Raw genomic sequence first — 22,978 nt, 5'->3', positions numbered from 1 at the left:
GAAAATCTGCAAAGCATTAGCAGCAAATAAATTACATTACAAATTATACATTCAACAAGTACTTGTTTTTTGTTGAATCACCAGAAAGATTTATTTAATGAAAAAATTAATTCTACTCACTTTTTTATTTTCTGCAGCTATACAATTTAATTGTTTATACGCGCAGCAATTACCTCAATTAAAGCATGAGGGTAATATAACCAGGTTGTATGTTGATGGTAAGCCATTTATTATGGTCGCTGGAGAGTTGCATAACTCTACATCCTCCAACTTAACATATTTAAAACCCATTTTCCCCAAATTAAAAGAAATGGGACTTAATACAGTTCTCGCATCTATTGCATGGGAACAATTCGAACCTCAGGAGGGTAAATTTGATTATTCTATTATTGATGGGATCATATCCCAGGCTCGCGAAAACAAACTAAAACTTTGTCTCCTATGGTTTGGAAGCTGGAAAAATGGACTTTCCACGTATCCACCACTTTGGGTAAAAAAAGATTCAAAACGTTTTTTTAAACTGAAACAAAGTAATGGGAGTACCGGCGAAGTAATTTCACCTTTTTGTAAGGAAGCGCAAATTGCAGATGCTAAAGCATTTGTGCAATTAATGAGACGAATAAAGGAAATAGACAAAGAGCATACTGTTATAATGATTCAAGCCGAAAACGAAGTTGGAGCATTCCAGGATATCGATTACAATAAACAAGCACTTGATTCATTTAATTCGCAGGTACCGGAAACCTTAATTCGGTATTTACAAAAAAATACAAATAATTTGAGTCCTGAAATCAAATATGTTTGGCAAAAAAATGGAAGCAAAACTAAAGGCACATGGTCTGAAGTTTTTGCAGATACCATGAAAAGTGCGCAGAATTTCTTTATGACATGGCAATATGCCCAATATATAAATGAAATATGTCGCTTAGGCAAAAAAGAATTGAACCTTCCAATGTATGTAAATGCCTGGCTGGTTCAAAAATCTACTGATTTACCCGGAGTATATCCAAACGGTGGGCCTGTATCCAGAGTAATTGATATTTATAAAGCCACTGCGCCTGATATCGATATATGCGCACCTGATATTTATGCGCCTAACTATAAAGAAATATTGTCGATGTATCATCGTCCTGATAATCCACTTTTTATTCCCGAAAGCACTACTGAACAGGCACGGGCTTTTTATGCCTATGCAGAGCATGATGCCATTTGCTTTTCTCCATTTGGCATTGAAGACGCTTATAGCAATTTAGCCTATCGGCAGGCAATCTCTGTAATAAATGAATTAATGCCTTACCTATTAAAATATCAGGGTACAGGTAAAATGCGGGGATTCATGCGCACTAAAAACAGGGCGGCCGACACGCTTGTATTCGGCGGGGATAAAGTAATTGTAACCTATAATAATTGGGATGATACAGGATATGGCCTGGTTATTCAAACTGCTCCGGATGAATATTTAATAGCGGGCATTACTGCACAACTAAGATTTGAATCCCAGAATGCATCAAAAAAGATTCGTATTGGCCAGGTGTTTGAAGGAAAGTTTGAAGGAGGGCAGTGGATAACTACCCGTATGCTTAATGGCGACGAAACCTGGCATAATGAATGTCTGATTGTAACAGGGCGTAAAGCGATGATCTCTCAAACTTTGGAAGGACAGATAGTTCCTCCCCAGCCAGGACCAAATCAACCAGCATCGGAAGTTAAGAGTACAGAAGTTCAAACTCCTGCGGTCTATAAAGTGGTTACTTATGAATTGAAATGAAAATATGCTGTTTTTAGAGTTAATTGAAAGCCCGCAACTCAGCGATCAATTTGTTAAAAGACAAAACCTCCCGGATGGAGTTGATATTTCTTCCAAATTGAACATTTCACACTCTATTTAAAGACTTTTGTACCCGTCCAATCATTTTTCTCATCTATAATTTTACTGCCAGGTTAATAAACTCAATAGTGCCTAAAACATTGTAGTTAAATTTTGGCTGTTGTTGTGACGCCTGCGCTCGATGCTATTAAAGTACGTTTGTTTTATTAACTATCCGCCCGCCTTGCGGAAAAAAAATTAACCAATTATATACATACGCCTTTTCAGACTTGTTTTTATTTCATATTGAAAAATGAAGCTGATATTAAATTCTTCTGTAGCCAGAACGGTTACGGGCTTCTTATTAGTTTTTTTAAGCCAGTATAATTATAATACTGTAAAAAACTACTGGTACGCCTTGCAAAAAATGTTAGATGGTGATAATACAGGCCTGAAGGCGGTAATAAATCATACTAGCATTATCAGCACTTATGTAAAACCTGGTGGCTATATAATAAGCCTCCTTAATCTATCCAGTTGCCTAACACCTTCAATTTCAAATAACCAATTATTCACTGCGGCAAAATTGATGCGCCGCGATTTAACCAATTTTATTATGAAAAAAACTTTAAATTATTTTTTATGCATCCTGGCAATCCTGGCATTTATAAGATGCAGTAAGCACGAAATTGCTGATCCAAGTGCCAAATCGTTTATGACAAAAAAAGGTAGCAGCAAATCAAATTTAGCTTCGTACCCGAGTTGGAATACTAACCCGATCGCGCCAGATCAAACAGGGATGACCAGTACCGCGACTCAAATTGCTGCCAACATTACGTTGGGGATTAATATCGGCAATACCATGGAAGCTCCTGGTAACGAACAAGGATGGGGAAACCCCATGATTACCCAGGCGCTAATTGACAGCTATAAACAAAGGGGTTTTAATGCCATACGAATCCCTTGTAATTGGGATTGGTCGCACATTATAAACACGTCAACAGAACAAATAGACCCGGCCTGGCTTTCCCGTGTGCAGACGGTTGTCCAATATTGCGTTAACGATGGCATGTATGTGATATTAAATATACATTGGGACAACGGATGGTTGCAGAGCAATGATACAGTTACCGCGCAGGCTGCAACCAATGCTAAACAAAAGGCGCTTTGGGAACAAATTGCAACGCAAATGCGCGGTTTTGACCAACACCTGCTATTCGCCAGCACGAACGAACCCGGTGGAAACACTGCCGCCGCAATGAGCGTTCTGCTTTCTTATCATCAAACATTTATCAACGCGGTGAGGTCAACCGGCGGGCACAACAGCTACAGGACCCTGGTTATTCAAGGGCCCGGCGGAGCTGATATTGTTACAACGAACAATCTGATGAACACTATGCCGACCGATCAGGCATCTAATCGTTTGATGGTGGAAGTCCATAACTACACGCCTTATAACTTCTGTTTGATGGGCTCGGATCAATCATGGGGCAATGTGTTTTATTATTGGGGCTCGGGATATCACACCACCTTCGATGTTGCACACAATCCGACCTGGGGTGAGGAGTCGACCCTTAGTGGCTACTTCCAAATGATGAAAACCAAGTTTGTTAACAATGGCATCCCGGTAGTAATGGGCGAATTTGCAGTACAGGGCCTGAATCTTACAGGAGATACTTTAAACTTCAATCTTGCTTCCAGGGCGTATTGGTATAATTACAATATGCACCAGGCATTCGCGAACGGTATGCTTCCATTTCTTTGGGATACCGGTTCGATCATTAACAGGTCGACTTATGCAGTACAGGACCAACGGGATTTAGCGGCACTTGTACAAGGAGCACAAACTGGCGCATCCCCTGCATTTCAGGTTGGCAGTGTATACCAGATTATCAACAGGTACAGTTTTAAGCCTTTAGAGATCTGGGGCTGGGGTACTGCTAATGGATCAACGGCAGATCAATGGGATTATGCTGCCGGACAAAACCAGCAATTCAAAGTGTTAAACGCGGCCAATGGCAGTTATTTATTAACGCCTATGCATACTAGTGGCAAATGTTTGGAAATATATAATTGGTCTGGCGCTAATGGCGGTATCGCGGATATATGGAGTTACACAGGTACAGGCGGGGCTAATCAAAACTGGTTAATTCAGGCAACTGATAATGGATATTATAAGATTATAAATGTAAATAGCGGAAAGGCCCTTGAAGTTACTTTAGGGACCAATCCGGCAATTCCATTCAGAAATGGCACTGCTGTTGATCAATCGAGTTATATCGGAGGAAAAAATCAGCAGTGGGGATTTGTGAAAATATAACGAAGCATAGATAGATTAATTTTTTTTACAATTTCCCCCAAAACTCTAATACCCTATTTTAAAATAGGGTATTAGAGTTTTTTACGTTATATGTTATGGTTAAGTCTTCCATTATTATGAACATCCACATTGCATTTGGTTTTTTATTTAGAAGGAATGAGCTCTTGGGCGATTTTTTATCAAATTGAACATTTCGCACTCTATTTTATGACTTTTGTACCCCTTCTTCCGCTTTTCCTCTCTATAATTTTATCGCCGGATTAATAAACCTAAGAACGAATTAAATATTGGCAGCTCAAATTTTACCGCGTTGGGACGGTTTGGGACACTTGTTTTTAAACAGCGCTTGTTTTATTAATTATTATTTCGGTTTGCGAAAATGAGATATAGCCAATAAAATAAACAAGTTAATATAAACCTGGATTCATGATAAAAACAAAAATTATGTTAAACTCTGCGCTGTCTAAACTAATGGCAGCAATTCTATTACTTCTAATCACAGCTATACCTGTTGCCAACGCCTCTGTCAAATCCTATAAAAAAGAAGCTGACGGGCTTTTATTTACATTAGATAAAGGCCTGATGATGGTTACCATTTGCAAGGACGATATCATCGAAGTAAAATACACCATTTTTAACGATTTTGTCAGCAAGCCCTCACTTATTGTAAATGCAAAATGGAGTTTCCCATCTTTTAAGGTTTCAGAAGATAAGAACCAGGTTATTATCACAACGGCTAAGTTGAAAGTAACAATAAACAAACTCACTAATAATATTACTTACCAAGACCTGTATGGTAAGGAAATAGCCTCTGAAGATAATAAAAGCATTACCCCAGCTACCATAGCCGGCATAAGCACCTATAACGTAAGCACCCAATTTAATTCACCTGCAGATGAAGCGCTTTTTGGCCTTGGCTGCCATCCTATTGACACTGGCTCTATCAATTATAAAGGAAGAAACCAGGATTTGGCAATAAAATACCTTACCGGCGCTGTTCCCGTGCTGCTATCCACTAAAGGTTATGGACTGATGTGGGATAATTATTCGGCATCAAATTTTTACGGTGCCGAAGCCGAAAATACCAAATTTAAATATGTATCCGAAAGTGGGAGGCAGGCCGATTATTACTTTTTTTACGGCCCTGGGTTTGATCAGATCATCAACCTATACCGTACAGCCACAGGCAAGGCTCCAATGTTTGCAAAATGGGCATTCGGTCTATTCCAATCACAGGATAGGTATATGAGCCAGGATGAAATACTTTCAGTAAAGAACAATTACCGCAATAATCATATCCCGGTAGATGTCATCGTGCAGGATTGGTATTATTGGGATCCATTCCCTATTGGTGCTCATGTAATGAACCCGGCACGTTATCCTGACCCTAAAAAAATGATCGATGAATTACATAAATCAAATATTCATGGGATGATTTCCATCTGGCCTGTGTTTGGCAAAGGAACCAGAGACTTCGATACCCTGCAAAAGATGGGAGGGCTAACAAATATAACCTGGGATAATATTGTTACCCATACATTTGATAACTACTATGATGCGCACAATCCCAAAGCCCGTGAATTATATTGGGATATGGCCCGCGACAGCCTGATTAAAAGATATGGTTGGGATGCGTGGTGGGTTGATCAATGTGAACCTGACAACGGCTTGTTATTGGACGAACGCCGCAAGAGTGATTTCTGGATAGGAAAGGGTATCAACTATTTTAATACCTATTCGCTCGAGCATTCCACAGGGCTATACCAGGGCTGGCGCCGGGATATCCCGAAGAAGAGAGCGTTTTTTTTACTCCGGCAGTCTTTTGCGGGTGAGCAACGAAATGCTGCAACACTTTGGTCTTCAGATATTTCCTGCACGTTTGATTCGTTTAAAAATCAGATACCGCAAGGCATTAATACCTGTACATCAGGCATTCCTTACTGGACATCAGACATAGGCGGATACCACTATAATTGGGGGGTACCCGATTGGTCGAAACCGGAATTCAGGGAACTGTTTACCCGTTGGTTCCAGTTTGGTACATTTTGCCCAATTATGCGCATCCACGGCAAGGGTGAACGGGCCATATTTTCAAAGAATTGGGACGAAGGCACAAGGTCAATCTTATTAAAGTATGATAAGCTGCGTTATCGCCTGTTGCCTTATATTTATTCGCTTGCCGCAAAAACTACGCTTAATAATTATACTATGATGCGTTCGTTGGCATTTGATTTTCGTAATGATAAGAATGTATACAAAATACCAGATCAGTATATGTTTGGACCTGCATTTTTGGTTAACCCCGTTACCGGAAAAGGTGAAACGGAAAGAAAGGTTTATTTGCCGGGATCGGGCCCGTGGTATAATTTCTGGACAGGTGAAAACCTCAGCGGAGGTAAAACGGTTAATGCTGCTGCACCGATTGACGAGATGCCATTATATGTGCGCGCCGGTTCCATCGTCCCGATGGGTCCCGAAGTAGAGTATGCCACCCAAAAAACCAATAAGGTTATTGAACTGCGGATCTATCCTGGCGCAGATGGGTGGTTTACTTTTTATGAGGACGAGAATGACAATTACAATTATGAGCAGGGCCGGTATTCCACTTTTACATTCGCCTGGAATGACAAACGGAAAGAACTAAGCATATCAGATACCAAGGGAGCTTTTCCGGGCATGTTAATACAGCACACCTTTAATATCATATTGGTTAACGGCCAGCATGGTAGCGGCCCTTTGGCCACTAAAGTTGTTGACGAAACGATTAACTATAACGGTAAAGCAATAATTGTGAAAGTAAGATAAGGGAACGAAACTGAAAATTGAACGATAAACCAGATTACAATTGATCATAGCCGTGAAATTAATTCAATATCATGGCGATGCGTTCCGTAGAGTCAGCTGCGGACGCATTTTTTATTTAATAACCCACCTTGTTTAAGGGGGCATAAAAATTGAAAGATGTCTGTTTTAGTAACCGAAACCTGGCTCTTGATGCAATACTTTTATTACCTTAGTGTACCGGCTTTAAAAAGTCAACCTTGTGATTTTTTGCTTTTTCAATGAAACCCCGAATGCGCGTAAAATTTTGTTCTCTTCTTGCGGTTGCAGTAATTTTTGTATGCGTAAATGTATTTGGGCAGGGTAGCCAGTATCGTTTCTCGCACCTGGATGTAGGCGATGGGTTATCACACAATCAGGTTAACTGCATATTTAAAGATTCGGAAGGTTTCATGTGGTTTGGTACCGCGTCGGGCCTCAATCGATTTGATGGTTATACCTTTAAAGTTTTCAAGCATGACAGCAATAATAAAAATTCTGTTAGTGATGATTTTATAAACAAAATTTTTGAAGGTCCGGATAAAAAGCTATGGATATCAACACGTAATGGGTTTTGCTATTATGATTCTGATACAGAGTCATTTAATAGTGATATGTCACTATTGTTGCGTTCTTTAAAGTTGCCTGTTGACCCGAATGTCACACAGGTAGTACGGACGAGTGCTGCGGACTTTTGGTTTTTGTATCCTGATTCAGGTGTTTACAGGTATAATACCTTAAGCAAGCAGACGAAACGCTATTATCATAGTATTAATTCCATTCCATCGTTATATTCAAGTTCAATTGCTGATATCACCGTTGATGCTAAACACAATATATGGATAGCATACAGTGATGGCACAGTTGAAAATTTTGATATTACGCTTAATAAAATTACCTATCACACAGATATTTTTAAAAAGGCATACAATAATAAAAACGGGTATTATTCTTTACTTATCGATCGGGATGATGATCTGTGGTTCTATGCGTCCTATATTGAGTCGGGCGTATTTTATTACAAGCCATCAACAGGGACTTTGCTACATATTGATAAAGAATCAGCGGGACTAAAGTTAAAGGCGAATGTCATAAACAATATTATTCAAGCCGACGATGGGCGTATATGGATTTCTACCGACCATGGCGGAATCAGTGTGCTGGATAAAAAGAAATTTGAAATTACCAGCCTGCAAAACCGTGAAGACGACGCCAAATCATTAAGGCAGAATTCTGCATCACTCTACAAAGATAATTTGGGTATTATTTGGGCCGGTACCTTTAAAAAGGGAATAAGCTATTATCATAAAAATATTATCAGGTTCCCGCTTTACAGGCATTTTGCGTCAGATCCTGCCAGTTTAAGTTTTAATGATGTCGACAAATTTGCCGAAGATAAGCTCGGCAATTTATGGATTGGGACAAACGGGGGCGGTCTTATTTATTTTAACCGTAAAAACGGTAACTATACCCAGTATAAGCACGATCCGTCAAACCTCAATAGTCTTAGTAATGACGTTATTGTTAATTTATGTATTGACCATGACCAGAAGCTATGGATCGGTACCTACTTCGGCGGCCTGGACTGCTTTGACGGAAAAACCTTTACACATTATAGACATGATGATAAAGTGACCACCAGTATTGATGATGATAGGGTATGGAGCATTCTGGAGGATTCCTCGCACAGGTTATGGATAGGGACGTTTGCAGGCGGTCTTGAGATTTTCGACCGATCAAAAAAAATATTTTACCAACCTTTTAAACCGTCCGATATAAGGTCCTCAATGGTATCTTCAATCTTTGAGGATAAACAAGGCAATATATGGATAGGGGGATTTTTGGGTGTAGATGTCATATTAAAAAAAACGGGACGAGTGATTCATTATATCTCAAATGGAAACGCCGCAAATGGTTTAGTTGACAATACCGTAAATAGTATTACCCAGGATAGCCACGGTTTAATATGGATAGCAACAGCCGGAGGATTGAGTGTTCTGAATACTAAAACTAATGTTTTCACCTCACTGACAACAAAAAATGGTCTTCCTGCAAACTCAATATTGAACATCCTGGAGGATAACAAAGGAGCCATGTGGCTGAGCACTTCAAATGGGTTAAGTCGTGTCACCTTAACGGCTACATTTAACGCTTTTAATTTTCAAATTGAAAATTTTGACGAGATGGATGGCCTTCAGGGCCGGGAATTTAATGCAAATTCCGCTTTAAGGACACGAAAAGGAGAGATGGTTTTTGGAGGCGGCGATGGTTTTAATATTTTCAATCCCGCAACCATACAACCCAATACGAATAAACCCAAATTAGTTTTTACCGATTTTCAAGTGTTTAATGAAAGTATATCCGCCAATGAAGCTATTAACGGACATGTTATACTTTCAAAAGCCATATCGGTAACACGTGATATCGTACTTAATCACGGCGAAAATATCTTTTCCATAGAATTTGCGGCGCTTGATTTTTTTGACCCCAGTAAAGAAAGATATCAGTATATGCTGGAGGGTTTCGACAAAGGATGGGTAAATGCGGATAGTAGAACGAGAAAAGCCGGTTACACCAACCTTGATGGGGGAGACTATACATTTAAAGTACGTGTATTCAATTCAGAAGGGGTTTGGAATCCCGATTACATTTCTTTAAAAATTAAAATTTTGCCGCCATTTTGGAAAACGACCTGGGCATATATAGTTTATCTGATGATTATTGGTGGGACGTTATATTTCATTCGTAAGCGCGGAATACAAAAAATCAGAATGCAGTTTGCCGTAGAAAAAGAGAAGCAGGAACAAAGACGGCTAATAGAACAAGAGCGCCAGGAAGTTAAACGTATGCAGGAGCTCGACCAACTGAAAATTAAGTTTTTAACGAACGTAAGTCATGAGTTCAGGACGCCACTATCATTGATCATGGCACCAGTTGAAAAAATGTTAACCCGAGCGGACCAGGAGCAGAAACAACAACTGACTATGATAGGAAAAAATGCCAGGCGACTGTTGCTACTGGTAAATCAGTTGCTTGATTTTCGCCGGATGGAAGTTCAGGAGCTAAAGCTGCATCGTAAGCCCGGAGATATTGTGAAGTTCATCAGTGAGATTAGCCTATCATTTATAGATATTGCCGAAGGAAAAGAGATCGGTTTTATTTTTGACACGACCATCGATTCGCTGTTTACAGATTTTGACCATGATAAGATAGAAAGGATATTATTTAACCTGATATCAAATGCCTTTAAATTTACTCCCGCAGGCGGTAATGTAAGCGTTTTACTCAATGTAACGAAAGATAATCAGGTTGATCAGGGTACTTTACTTGAAATTAAGGTGACCGATACAGGCATCGGTATTCCTGTTGAAAAGCACGATAAGATTTTTGAGCGTTTTTTCCAGAACGACGTTCCGGAGTCAGTGATAAACCAGGGCAGCGGTATAGGCCTTGCAATTACCCGTGAGTTTGTTAAGATGCATGGGGGGGAAATAACAGTCGAAAGCGAACCGGGCCACGGCAGTTGTTTTATCATCAAATTGCCACTTGTTGTTTATGCAGATGCTAAAATGGATACACCATTGGACATCGACGGTGAAAATGAAAAAGAAAACCAAGGCAATGGTAATGAAAATAAAGCCTCGCTGAAACAGCAGCCTTCAACTAAAAAACCGGTAATCCTGTTAGTTGAAGACAACGACGATTTTCGTTTTTACCTCAAGGATAATTTAAAAGATATATTTTTTATAATCGAAGCTTCAAACGGAAGAGACGGGTGGCAAAAGGCGCTTTCGCAACATCCGGATATTATCGTAAGTGATATCAATATGCCTGAAATGACAGGCATTGAGCTTTGTAAAAAACTGAAGAATGATAAGCGTACATCACATATTCCATTAGTTCTGCTGACTGCGCTGATTGGGGAGAACGAACAATTAGAAGGCTTGGAAATTGGCGCTAATGATTACATGACCAAACCGTTTAATTTTGAAATACTTCTTTCAAAAATAAAGAACATCCTTATTCTTAGGGACACTTATAAACGAACTTATAAAAAGCAAATGGATCTGCAATTGCAGGAGGTGCCTTTGCAAAATGAAGACGAGAAACTTTTGAGGAGTATAGTTGAATATATAGAAACTAACATATTAAATGAAAGTCTATCCGTCGAAGAACTAAGCCGCCAAATGAACATGAGCCGGGGATCGCTCTATAGTAAGGTCTTAATGCTTACAGGTAAATCTCCCATTGAATTTATCCGTTCCATAAGACTGAAAAAGGCGGTGTATTTGCTCGAAAACAGCCAAATGACCATTAGTCAGATATGCTATGAAGTAGGCTTTAACACTCCCAAATATTTCACAAAGCTTTTCAAGGAAGAGTATAATACTCTTCCCTCTGCCTACGTTGCTTCCATTCGCCAAAAGAAATTATCCGAAACTGAGAATAAAGAATAGCAACTTTCAAGTCGTTTTTGCGAAAGATACTCGTTGGGTTTAACAACAAGCAATGCTCTGGGACGTTGCTGTGAAATCCATTTTCTCCAAATGTCAGTGACTTAATCCTAAATGCTTACAACATACATGTTTTATGTTTATGAATTCCTGACGTTACCCTACATTTAACTGTTTTCTTAGGCCATAAATAGCATGACATGCTTTCGAGTTGTATGTAAGTGACAGTATTTCAACTTATTATGTTCTATTGAACATTTGGCCTATATTTTTACTCAATTCTAGCCCCACTGCTTTTATAGGTAACCATAGTTTAGTTTACTGAGAATGTCGGTCGATGAGATGTACTACATATGTCGTCGAACCTTATTCCCCGATTATAAATAATAGACCAACCAACTAATTTATTTTTTGAGACAGCAAACCGGTTTTACTGTCGCCCAAACTTTTTAATAGAGGTTTGACGGCTTAGTATAAAAAGGTTCCGGTAAAGTAGATTTTAGGTGTCTTTTTTTTGCGATTAACTATTAACAAGAATTTAAAAAAGGGAAGAAATATGAATAAAAGTTAACAAAACCAGTAACCACTAACCAAGAACTACAATTAACCTAATTATTAAAAAACTTAAAAATCCTTTATCAATGGATAAAAATTTACAAAAAAGAATGAGATACTGTATTTCGTTATTTATAGCAAGCATGTTGCTATGTCTTTCAGGATATGCGCAAACCATCGGTATCTCCGGAAAGGTAACAACCTCTGAAAAATCAGAACCGATTCCTGGAGTAACCATCAGAATTAAAGGCTCAGAAACCGCAGTTGCATCCGTTACTGATGGTACTTATAAAATAATGGCAAAGCCGGGAGATATACTCGTCTTTAGCTTTTTAGGTTATGAACGCCAGGAAATAACGGTTAAAAACAACAACACAATTAACGTTAAACTAAATCCTACATCCAGCGATTTAAACGAAGTGGTTGTTATTGGTTATGGTAAGATTCCGAAAAAAGATCTTACCGGTTCCGTTAGCTCAATAAAGGGAACAGACTTGCGCCAAACACAGCCAACTACTTTTGACCAGGCATTGCAGGGAAAAGTTGCAGGTGTTGTGATACAACAAATATCAGGGCAACCTGGTGGTGGCGTATCTATTCAAATACGTGGTGTATCGTCAATAACCGGCTCTAATTCGCCATTAGTTGTAATAGATGGTGTTCTTATTCCTCCATCTAGCGACCCTGGGAATGGCGGCAACCCATTAAATTCCATTAACCCTGCCGATATAGAAACCATAGACGTATTGAAAGATGCATCTGCAACTGCCATATATGGTTCGCAGGCAACCAATGGCGTTATCGTTATTACTACAAAAAGAGGTAAAATTGGAGCACCAACCATAACTTACGATGGCTATACCGAACAGCAGTTGAGGCCAAAGGAACTCCCTACCATGAACCTGCAGCAGTATGCCACTGTAATAAATGCCCGTTCTGCAGTATGGGGTTTCACCACTGATGCTGCAGAACTTGCCAATCCACAATATTTAGGTGCGGGTACCGACTGGCAAAAAGCATTATTTCAGAACGCACCGGAGCAAAGCCATACCCTAACCATAAGTGGTGGTAATGAAAAGAACCTATATTTAATATCAAGCACTTATTTCAATCAGCAAGGTATTGTGGCCGGTTCCGATTTCACCAGATACTCTGTACGGGTGAACCTGGACAATAAACCCGCCGATTGGCTAAAAATGGGAACCAGCCTTCAGTTAATACACAGCAAGCAAAATCAAAATACTACAGCCAACGGCGGAATAAGCAATGTATTAAGCGAGACACCCAATATTCCGGTACAATATCCCAATGGTTCCTATGGTGGCAATACCAACACACAAGGTTGGGTGAGTTCTGTTGCAAATCCTGTAGCTATTTCCTTAATTACAACAAATAATCAAACAAGAAATCAAGTATTTGCCAACCAGTATTTCGAAATAAAATTCACTAAAGACCTCTCATTCCGCACGGAAGCATCGGGTAATTTCGATTTTAATGGCAATAATACTTTTAGCCCAACTTATAATTTTGGTACATCTGTTAATGGTACCAACGGTGGAGGCCAAGGCCTGTCGGAAGATATTAGCTGGACATTCCGCAATTTTTTAACTTATGACCACAATTTCAATAAATTAAAAATCAACGTATTGGCAGGGCACGAAGCGACTTCGGATTGGAATGAAAGTGTTAGTGCCAACCGTACAAATTTCCCTTCAAACGATGTTATATCTGTTAGTGCCGGCGATCCTGTCTCGGCTACAAACTCAGGCAATATTGGTCTCGGTGGTTCAACGGAATCTTATTTCAGCCGCCTTAATTTATCATGGGACGATAAATACCTGATCACTGGTAACATACGTAACGATGGTTCTTCTAATTTTCCAGCCAACAATCGCTGGGCTCTTACCTATTCAGGTGCATTTGCCTGGAAAATTAATAACGAAGTTTTTTTTAAAAATGTAAAACAGATAAGTGAGTTGAAACTGAGGCTTAGTTACGGGCTTACCAACAACCAAAACGTACCGGGCAATTCTTATGTGGGGTTGCTTTCAACTCAGGTTAATGGTTTAGGTACTACAGAGTTTCAAACCCAGTTGCCAAACCCCAAAATAAAATGGGAGCAAACAGATTATTACGATGCCGGACTTGACGCGTCTTTTTTCAACGGCCGTTTCAGCCTTACGTTCGATGTTTATGACCGCATAACAAACGGACTTTTATTGAAAGAGCCGCTTCCAATATATTCTGGTACTACCACCGGTTATTCGCCGGGGGCCATGTCAGCCCCTTATGCCAACGTAGGTTCTATGCGAAATAGCGGGTTCGACTTCCAGATCAGCTCTACCAATATTAGAAGTAAAGATTTTTACTGGAGAAGCGATTTTACCTTATCGCGCAACGTTAATAAAGTGCTTAGTTTAGGTAATGGCGGATCTGATGCCAGCTTATCAGTAACAGATGGTGGCAGTGGCCAGGTGGCCGAAAAAACGGTTGTAGGCCAGCCAATTGGTGAGTTTTACGGCTATGTTTTCGATGGCGTGTTTGCAACTCCCAAAGATTTTCAAACACATGCCCTGCCTGCTAATCAGGCTGGTGTGCCTTATCCAATTAGTCCAAATGCTGGTGGTATCTGGTATGGAGACCGTATGTACAAAGATTTGAATGGGGATGGTATCGTCGACTCAAGAGATGAAACTTTTTTAGGTTCGCCAATCCCGAAATTTCAGTATGGTATCGGTAACACAGTTACCTACAAAAAATTCGAGCTGAATATTTTCTTTACTGGTGACTATGGCAACAAAGTCTACAATGAAGTATCGGAAAGCCATACCGACCCAACACAAACCACTGCCTGGTTTACATCGGTATTAAATTACTCGCGGTTGGCTATGATAAACCCCAATGGCTCTGCATCCGATGTTAACAATGTGTATGTTACCAATCCGAATACAAATATTGTGAGTTTGAGAAATGATAATACCAACGAAAACAACCGCCCTTCTAGTATATATATACAAAATGGTTCATTCCTGAAGTGTAAAAATATTACCCTGAGTTACAATATGACAGATGGTATTTTGAGTAGAATACACGTACACTCTATGCGGGTATATGCTAATGTAACTAATGTGTTTACCATTACGAAATATGTGGGTATGGATCCGGAAATTGGTTCATGGAACCCGCTTCAAGCAGGTTGGGACCAAGGTTACTATCCTCAGCCACGTGGATTTACTATTGGTGCAAATATAACTCTTGACAAATAAAATAATCATCGATTTTAAAAGATATTTATGAAACGGATTAATAAAATTATAGCTATATTATTATTGGGTGCGACGGTAGTCGGATGCAAAAAGAGCTTTTTGGATCGCCCTTCTACCACCCTGATTAGCTCTGAGAATTTTTACAAAACCCAAGCCGATTTGCGGCTGGCAACCGCGAACCTATATGGCGGCTCCCCCTGGTGGCAATGGCAGCAACCCTGGTTACTTTTAGGCGATGCTTTGCCAGGAACAGCCTTTTACACCTATAATGGTGATATAATGCAGCTTTATTCACGTACAATTACATCGCAAAATAGTGTTGTATTGAGTGGCTGGACAGGTTTGTACAATGTTATTGGCCAGTGTAATACGGTTATTAGTGCCATAAACCAATCAGCCTCTGGTTCTTTATCGCCCGCAATCAAAAACCAGGCCATTGCCGAAGCAAGGTTTATCCGCGCCATGGCTTATTATCATTTGGCGGTTTATTGGGGTGCCGTGCCTATTGTTACGGATAACTCCGTATTGGTAAGTAATGCTTTGCTTAACCGTAATACTGTTGCGGATGTTTATAAATTTATAACCATCGATCTCACTTTTGCGGCGCAAAACCTTCCTCTTAAAGATCAGGCAGGCCGGGTGACTACCTGGTCGGCGCAAGGCTTACTGGGCAAAGTTTATTTAACCATGTCGGGTTGGGGCTCAACAAATGGCATGCGCAACCAGGCATTGCTGGACAGTGCCGCGAAATACGCAGGCAATGTGTGTAAAAATAGCGGGTTAGCACTGTTTGCCAGCTATTATGACCTTTTCAAGGTGCAAAACAACAATAACCCCGAAGATTTATTTTCGCTTCAATGGGCCCCGGGTGTGGGTTACGGATATGGTAATGTTTTGGAAACCTATTATTCGCCCAGTGCCCTTATAAATTTTGGGGCCAGTGGCGGATGGGAGACCTTGCAGCCAACCTGGGATTTGTATATGATGTACTCGGCTAAAGATACCGTGCGGCGCAAAGCTACCATTATGAGAACCGGAGATCATTATCCGGAATTGGATATGGCAGATGGTGGTTTTACAGCAGGCGGAAACTGTATGAAAAAACATATTGTAGGCAACAATGCAGATAACAACTCGCCAACAGCTACGGTGTGGTCATCCCCAGAGGACTTCGCGATGCTGAGGTTGGCCGATGTATATTTGGTTTATGCCGAAGCGATTTTGGGCAACAATACTTCCACCACCAATGCCGATGCCCTAACTTATTTTAATATGGTTCGCAAAAGAGCCGGTGTAGACCCTGCCCTAATCTTAACTGCCGATACTATACGTAGGGAAAGAAGGGTTGAGTTGGCTTTTGAAGGTCAATATTGGATAGATTTGGTTAGGTGGTCTTATTATCAGCCGGCTGCAGCTGTTGCATTTCTTAATGCCCAGGATGCCAATCATGATCGGCAGCCGTTTACTTATGATCCTAAAACGGGTATAGCTACAAGGGATACTACTGCTGCCCCTTCTGCTACTCCGGCAACCATCAATTCATATACATTGCAAATTCCGGCGTCGGAGTTATCAACCGACCCGAAATTGGCGGCGGCACCAGTTCCTTATTATTAATTAAAAAATTACAATATATAATTATGAAAAAGAAATCATTAATTGGCTCGTGTTTATTGGCGCTCTTCCTTGCGATGGTGGCTTTATTCCCTGCCTGTAAAAAGAATAACGAAGGAGCCCCCTCTATTTCAGATGTAAGGCAATACGTTGCGTCGCCTGGCGATACTGTTTTGAGTACTGGTAATCCTAATACAAGTCCTAACCTATATGGAAATGGTGGTAATTATGTGGTTATACAGGGGATCAATTTGCAAAATGCCACCGAAATTGATTTTGACGGCGTTGCTGCCAACTTTAACCCTGCTTTAATTAACTCGAACAACGCGGTGGTACCAATACCAACAATTAACTATACAACGATTGATGCTGCTAAACTTTATAGCATTACTTATAAAACTAAAGCAGGCTCAACAACGTTTTTGTTTAAATTAGGGCCTCTGCCTCCAACTATTAGTTCTATATCGAACGTATTTGCCAACCCTGGTGATTCGGTTTATCTTTATGGTAAAAATTTAGTGTTGGTTCAACAGTTTGTATATGGGGGAACCAAGATTTCATCGTTTAATTCAAGTCCTGATGGAACTGCCCTTGGTTTTCTTATGCCAGCAGCAACACCCACCACTCAAATAATAGTAACCACCAAGAGTGGTACTGTTTTAGATACAATAAGGGCCACACCAACTATTACCGGTATTTCCAACGAAGATGCAGCGCCGGGCGATTCCGTTTATATTACCGGTACTTATTTTCAAAGCAGTCAGTCGCTGGTGTTTGGTGGTACTACAATTACTTCCTTTAAGGTATCAAAAGATTTGAAAACAATTGCTTTTGTTATGCCTGCACTAACAAGCTCACAAAACGGCGGGCCATTATCTGTTACTACAAAGTTTGGTACAGCTACTACTGTTTTCAATGTTGAAGACTTTGTTGATGGCGTGTTTCAAAATTGGGACAATGTTAACACTTATCCATGGGGGCTTAGCAACACATCAAACAGCGACTTTCCGGGCAACACTGGTTGGTATGGCGAACTGTATAACACCCAAAGCGGTGGTCAACCTTTGGGTCCGTACAATAGTAGCTGGTACAATGGTGGCCAGGGAATAAATATGGGCGGTTCACAATGGGTACCTACTGCTAATATTTCAAGTAGTCCTGCTAATTATGCGGTTAAATTTGAATTATATGTGCCCAAATCCACACCGTGGATTTATGGGGATATTTACGTAGCAGAAAATTATAGCTTTACGTATATCTCCCGTTACACGCCTTGGATAAACAAAGCGGGTACAATAACCCCATATTATACAGATGGCTGGCAAACTGTGACTTTACCATTGTCGAGTTTTGCAACAAATAATGGCAAAGGCACACCAGTACCATCAATTTCAGCATTGCTTGGCTCAAGTGGTAACACAGGTATGAATATCTGGTTTCTAAATGATAGCTCAGTTACCGTAAAATCTTATTCTTTGGCAATAGATAATATTCGTGTTGTAAAAATTAAATAAACTATAGCCCCGCGGCAACACATTGCTGCGGGGCTTTTAAACAAATAGAATATGAAAATGATAAAAAAAATAGGAACTGTATACAAAATTGCTGCAATATGTATCGCGGTTTTATTTGTTGTTTCCTGCAAGAAAAACGGTATAAGTGCAGCGCAACTTACACAGGCTAATGTTACGGATACCATACCGATGGTTGGTGGAACTAAAATGCTAACATTTAATTCGAATGCCGCCTGGAGTATCGATACTGCTGGTTTTGGATGGCTGCAATTAAGTCAAACATCGGGTGGTAGCGGTAATACTGTCATTACTTTAACAGGTAAGGCTAACAAATCGGGCGCAAGCCGTTCATTGCAATTAGTTTTAAATGCGACTAACGGTCAGACCCGGAATATCACCGTGTGGCAGGATGTCATTATTTATCCATCCTACAATACATCGGCCATAGCAGCTGATGTAACTGGCATGGGTAGTACTGCTATGCAAATAGCTAATAATATTACTTACGGTTGGAATTTCTATAATACTATGGAAGCACCTGGTGGAGAAACCGGATGGGGAAACCCGCCAATTACCCAGCAACAGTTTGATTTGCTAAAAGCAAATGGTGTAAATGCTGTAAGGATACCTATTCGTTACGATGGGACTGTAGCGAACGGTGGACATATAATAAACACTGCAACTGCCCAAATAGACCCAGCCTGGCTTGCCCGCATTCAACAGGTGGTTCAATATGCTATTAACGATGGTATGTATGTAACCATTAATATTCATTATGATCCCGGAACTACGCTTACCGGTGCTGCACAGGATACCGCTAATGCTAAGCATAGGGCATATTGGGAGCAAATAGCTACAGCTATGCGCGATTTTGACGAGCATCTGATGTTTGCCAGCCTCAACGAAACCAGCGCTGTCGATGTACCCTCAACTGTTACCTTAATGCGTTATCACCAATCGTTTATTAACGCGGTGCGCAGTACTGGTGGTAAAAATGTTTATCGTACTTTAGTTATTCAGTCACCTTCTGCATCAATAGATGCAGCTAACTCATTACTCAATCCGTCTAACGTGTATAAAACACCTTCGCTACCTACCGATATTACACATAATAGAATGATGCTTGAGTTCCACTATTATAGCCCGTCGCAGTATTGCATATTGGGGGGTAACGATAACACAGCGGTACCTCAAGACGCAAGCTGGGGCAAAGAGCTGTATTTTTGGGGGAACAGGAATACGTATTCTGTAAACGGCACGTATACTAACTATCATACCACAAACCCACTCTTCCTGGATCGCAATTGCACATCTGCGAATGAAGAAGGTTATGTAGATTCTATAATGCACACGGTGAAAGTAAGATTTGCTGATAAGGGTATCCCATTGTTTATGGGCGAATATGCGCCGAATGATCACTTTGCAAGATTAACGGGGTATCCGGCAGATTCGTTAAAATCAAGAGCATCTGAAACGCATTTCACTGCTTATGTTGCACAACAGGCCAAGGCAAATGGCGTAATACCGTATTTATGGGCAGGTATATTTAACCGGCCAACTATCATGGCCAACGGATCCTCGACCGGAGTAGCGTCTGGGCCCGCAGTTGTAGGAGACCAGGTCACACTGGATTCTGTAAAAGCTGCCGTAAATAAAGGTATAGCTGCTTATGGACAAGGCGTACCGTTTAAATAGGCCACTCTGTGTTTTTAGAGGCTCCCTATAGTAAAATAGGAGCGTATGTTTTTTATTGCACGAGAGTCTTGAATAAAAGTTATTCAAGACCGATGACACAAAGAACTGCCGGTATCATTGGATAAAACATTTTTATCTGTGATACTGGCAGAATTTTGGGCTTTAAGTCCACAAAGGTATTCATAACGAGTTTGGTCCTTTTACAGTTTAATAATGTTCTAAGCCATTCATTAATAAATGTTGTATAGAAAAATAAAAGGAAGAAAGGCCTTCAAAGGACCTGGCAAGCTTCAGAAGACATATAAACCAGCCGTGAGATGAAAATGTGCCGGGTATCGCTGTATAAGAAACTTAAAATGCTTACCGGTAAATCGCCTGTAGAATTTATACAGGCAATCCGCATGCAGAAAGCTGCCCATTTACTCGAAAGTACAGAAATGAAAATTAACAAGGTAGCAAGCGAAGTTGGGTTTGAAGCACCTCAATATTTCGCAAAGCTCTTTAAAAAGGAATACGATATCCTCTCCTCTGCTTACGTTCTTTTTATCCGTAAGGCTAAAACCCAGGGTAATATTAAATACTATGGGCTGGCCTGCGCCTAAAATAGCAGGGGTTAAAAAAAAGAATATGAACAATAAATTACAAACCAAATTTTAAATAATCAATGCGTATAAAATTTTTGATAGCACCCCTTGCCACATTATTCTTCTTCGGAAATGTTTCGGCCCAGAAAGCGAAACAGATGTCATTACAGTATAAGATAGATTACATGCTTAAGAGAATGACACTCGAAGAAAAAATCAACATGCTGCATGGTAATGCCTTGTTTTCTTCAGGGGGAGTAAAACGTTTGGGTATCCCCGAACTAACGTGCGACGATGGCCCATTAGGTGTGCGCGAAGAAATAAAGCGCTTTGACTGGAACTCGGCAAACTGGACAACCGATTCGGCTACCTTTCTGCCAAACGGTTCAGCTATAGCAGCTACCTGGAACCCCGCATTGGCAAATAAATATGGGGTGGTTATAGGAGAGGAGGCCAATGCCCGTAAAAAGGATATTATGCTTGCACCGGCATTTAATATTTGCAGAATGCCGCTATGCGGGCGTACCTACGAGTATTATTCAGAAGATCCGTATCTGAACGCACAATTAGCTGTACAGGCGGTTAAGGGCATCCAAAGCCAGCATGTGGCAGCCTGTATCAAACATTTCGCGGCAAATAATCAGGAAACAGACCGTAACATGATGAATGCCATAGTTGACGAACGGGCATTACGCGAGATTTATTTCCCGGCCTTTAAGGCGGCAGTGCAACAGGGAAATGCTTACACCGTAATGTCAGCTTATAACAAGCTAAATGGCTATTGGTGTTCGGAGAATGATTTTTTACTGAATAAAGTATTAAAAAAGGAATGGGGTTTTAAAGGTGTGGTTATGTCCGACTGGGCCGGCACACATCATACGGTAGCGGCGGCAAATGCCGGACTTGATATTGAAATGGGATCAAGCGGCCCGTATGATAAATGGTATTTTGCCGACCCTTTGCTTGCCGCGGTAAAAGCAGGCCAGGTTTCTGAAAAAACGATTGATGATAAAGTGAGGAGAATTTTATGGCTGATGTATCACACATCTATGAGCCAGAATCATCCCAAAGGAAGCATAGCCACCCCGGAGCATGGCAAAGCCGCTTATGAAATTGCCTCAGAGTCTGTTGTACTATTAAAAAACGATGCACATTTATTGCCTTTAAATACAGCTAACATTAAAAGCATTGCGGTCATCGGCGACAACGCGGTACGTACATTTGCTTTGGGCGGTTATGGTGCAGGGGTAAAGGCCCAGCACGAGATAACAGCATTAGAGGGCATAAAATCAAGGTTCGGTAAAACAGCCAGCGTCACTTTTGCCCAGGGTTACAAGGCTAAGTATTTAGCGAACAATACTGACGCGCAAAATAGTGGTTATGATCAACCCGACCAAACCCTGATCGACCAGGCCGTGGCGCTTGCAAAAACAACCGACATTGCCATTTTGTGCATCGGTTCCAATCGCGAGTTTGAAAGCGAAGGCCATGACCGTAAAAATCTTGAATTGCCTTTTGGAGAGCAGACATTGGTTGACGCAGTTACCGCTGCTAATCCTAATACCATTATTGTGGTAATGGCAGGTGCTCCTTACGACCTTAATAAAATTAAAAAGTCAAATCATACCATTGTTTGGTCATGGTTTAACGGATCGGAAGCAGGGAATGCACTGGCCGATGTTTTAAAAGGTGTAGTGAACCCATCCGGCAGGTTGCCTTTTACTTTCCCTGTCTCGTTAAACGACTCACCAGCTTCTGCCTTAAATACTTATCCGGGTAAGGACCTGACTGCTGAATATAAAGAGGGGATACTGGTTGGATATCGCTGGTATGATACTAAGAAAATTGATCCTTTATACTGTTTTGGTTATGGATTGTCGTATACCAATTTTACTTATACTGATTTGGCCACCAACAAGAAAACGTATAAAAAGGGGGATAAAATAACGGTATCCTTAAAGGTTAAAAATACAGGCAGTGTTGCCGGTAAAGAAGTTGTACAGCTTTACATCAGCAAACTAAACTCTTCGGTTTTGCGTCCTGGTAAAGAACTAAAGGCATTTAAAAAGATTATGATAGCACCGGGTCAAACGGCTCCTGTTTTAATAAACATAGCTATAAACGATCTCGCCTATTTTAACGATAAACTAAAAAATTGGGTGATTGAGCCTGGTCAATATCGGCTAATGGCTGCCTCATCTTCAAAAGATATCAGGCAAACAGTCGGGTTTAATATCAAGTAATTTAAAACGGAAAGCAAAAATAATGGCTTCGGCAATTGGAAAATTTTCCAACTGACAATTGAGTGATCCACTGAAGATGGCATGCCTATTCAAGCTGCCGAAAGGT

Annotated in this window: 10 protein-coding genes; all 10 read left to right on the top strand. The window is 40.5% G+C overall.

Going from position 1 to position 22,978, the window contains the following annotated elements:
• Positions 1 to 97: 97 nt before the first annotated feature.
• A complete protein-coding gene (locus tag BLU33_RS11665; protein ID WP_091372703.1) occupies positions 98 to 1,768 on the top strand; it encodes a GH35 family beta-galactosidase in 1,671 nt (556 codons plus the stop codon).
• Positions 1,769 to 2,120: 352 nt separating this feature from the next.
• Positions 2,121 to 4,127, top strand: coding sequence for a cellulase family glycosylhydrolase (locus BLU33_RS11660; protein ID WP_091372700.1), 2,007 nt, complete (start codon positions 2,121 to 2,123; stop codon positions 4,125 to 4,127).
• Between the two features lie 471 nt (positions 4,128 to 4,598).
• Positions 4,599 to 6,932 carry a glycoside hydrolase family 31 protein gene (locus BLU33_RS11655; RefSeq protein WP_172829244.1) on the top strand — a complete coding sequence of 778 codons (2,334 nt, stop codon included), beginning with the start codon at positions 4,599 to 4,601 and terminating at the stop codon, positions 6,930 to 6,932.
• A gap of 269 nt (positions 6,933 to 7,201) precedes the next feature.
• A complete protein-coding gene (locus BLU33_RS11650) occupies positions 7,202 to 11,404 on the top strand; it encodes a hybrid sensor histidine kinase/response regulator transcription factor (RefSeq protein WP_091372693.1) in 4,203 nt (1,400 codons plus the stop codon).
• A 662-nt stretch (positions 11,405 to 12,066) separates the two neighbouring features.
• Positions 12,067 to 15,222, top strand: coding sequence for a SusC/RagA family TonB-linked outer membrane protein (locus BLU33_RS11645; RefSeq protein ID WP_232009440.1), 3,156 nt, complete (start codon positions 12,067 to 12,069; stop codon positions 15,220 to 15,222).
• Between the two features lie 27 nt (positions 15,223 to 15,249).
• On the top strand, positions 15,250 to 16,839 hold the full coding sequence (locus tag BLU33_RS11640; RefSeq protein ID WP_091372687.1) for a RagB/SusD family nutrient uptake outer membrane protein: 1,590 nt from the start codon (positions 15,250 to 15,252) through the stop codon (positions 16,837 to 16,839).
• A gap of 23 nt (positions 16,840 to 16,862) precedes the next feature.
• Entirely contained in the window at positions 16,863 to 18,350 is a 1,488-nt protein-coding gene (locus tag BLU33_RS11635) for a glycan-binding surface protein (protein ID WP_091372686.1), read from the top strand.
• A 51-nt stretch (positions 18,351 to 18,401) separates the two neighbouring features.
• Positions 18,402 to 20,045: a cellulase family glycosylhydrolase gene (locus tag BLU33_RS11630; protein WP_091372683.1), complete on the top strand. Its 1,644-nt coding sequence runs from the start codon at positions 18,402 to 18,404 to the stop codon at positions 20,043 to 20,045.
• Positions 20,046 to 20,362: 317 nt separating this feature from the next.
• Positions 20,363 to 20,647, top strand: coding sequence for a helix-turn-helix domain-containing protein (locus tag BLU33_RS11625; protein WP_091372681.1), 285 nt, complete (start codon positions 20,363 to 20,365; stop codon positions 20,645 to 20,647).
• Between the two features lie 62 nt (positions 20,648 to 20,709).
• Positions 20,710 to 22,872, top strand: a complete 2,163-nt coding sequence (locus tag BLU33_RS11620) for a glycoside hydrolase family 3 C-terminal domain-containing protein (protein WP_091372678.1) — start codon at positions 20,710 to 20,712, stop codon at positions 22,870 to 22,872.
• Positions 22,873 to 22,978: the final 106 nt, after the last annotated feature.

This window comes from Mucilaginibacter mallensis, from assembly GCF_900105165.1.
GTDB lineage: Bacteria > Bacteroidota > Bacteroidia > Sphingobacteriales > Sphingobacteriaceae > Mucilaginibacter > Mucilaginibacter mallensis.
Note: the sequence above shows the minus strand (reverse complement) of the source record. Positions and strands in the feature narration are given on the sequence as shown.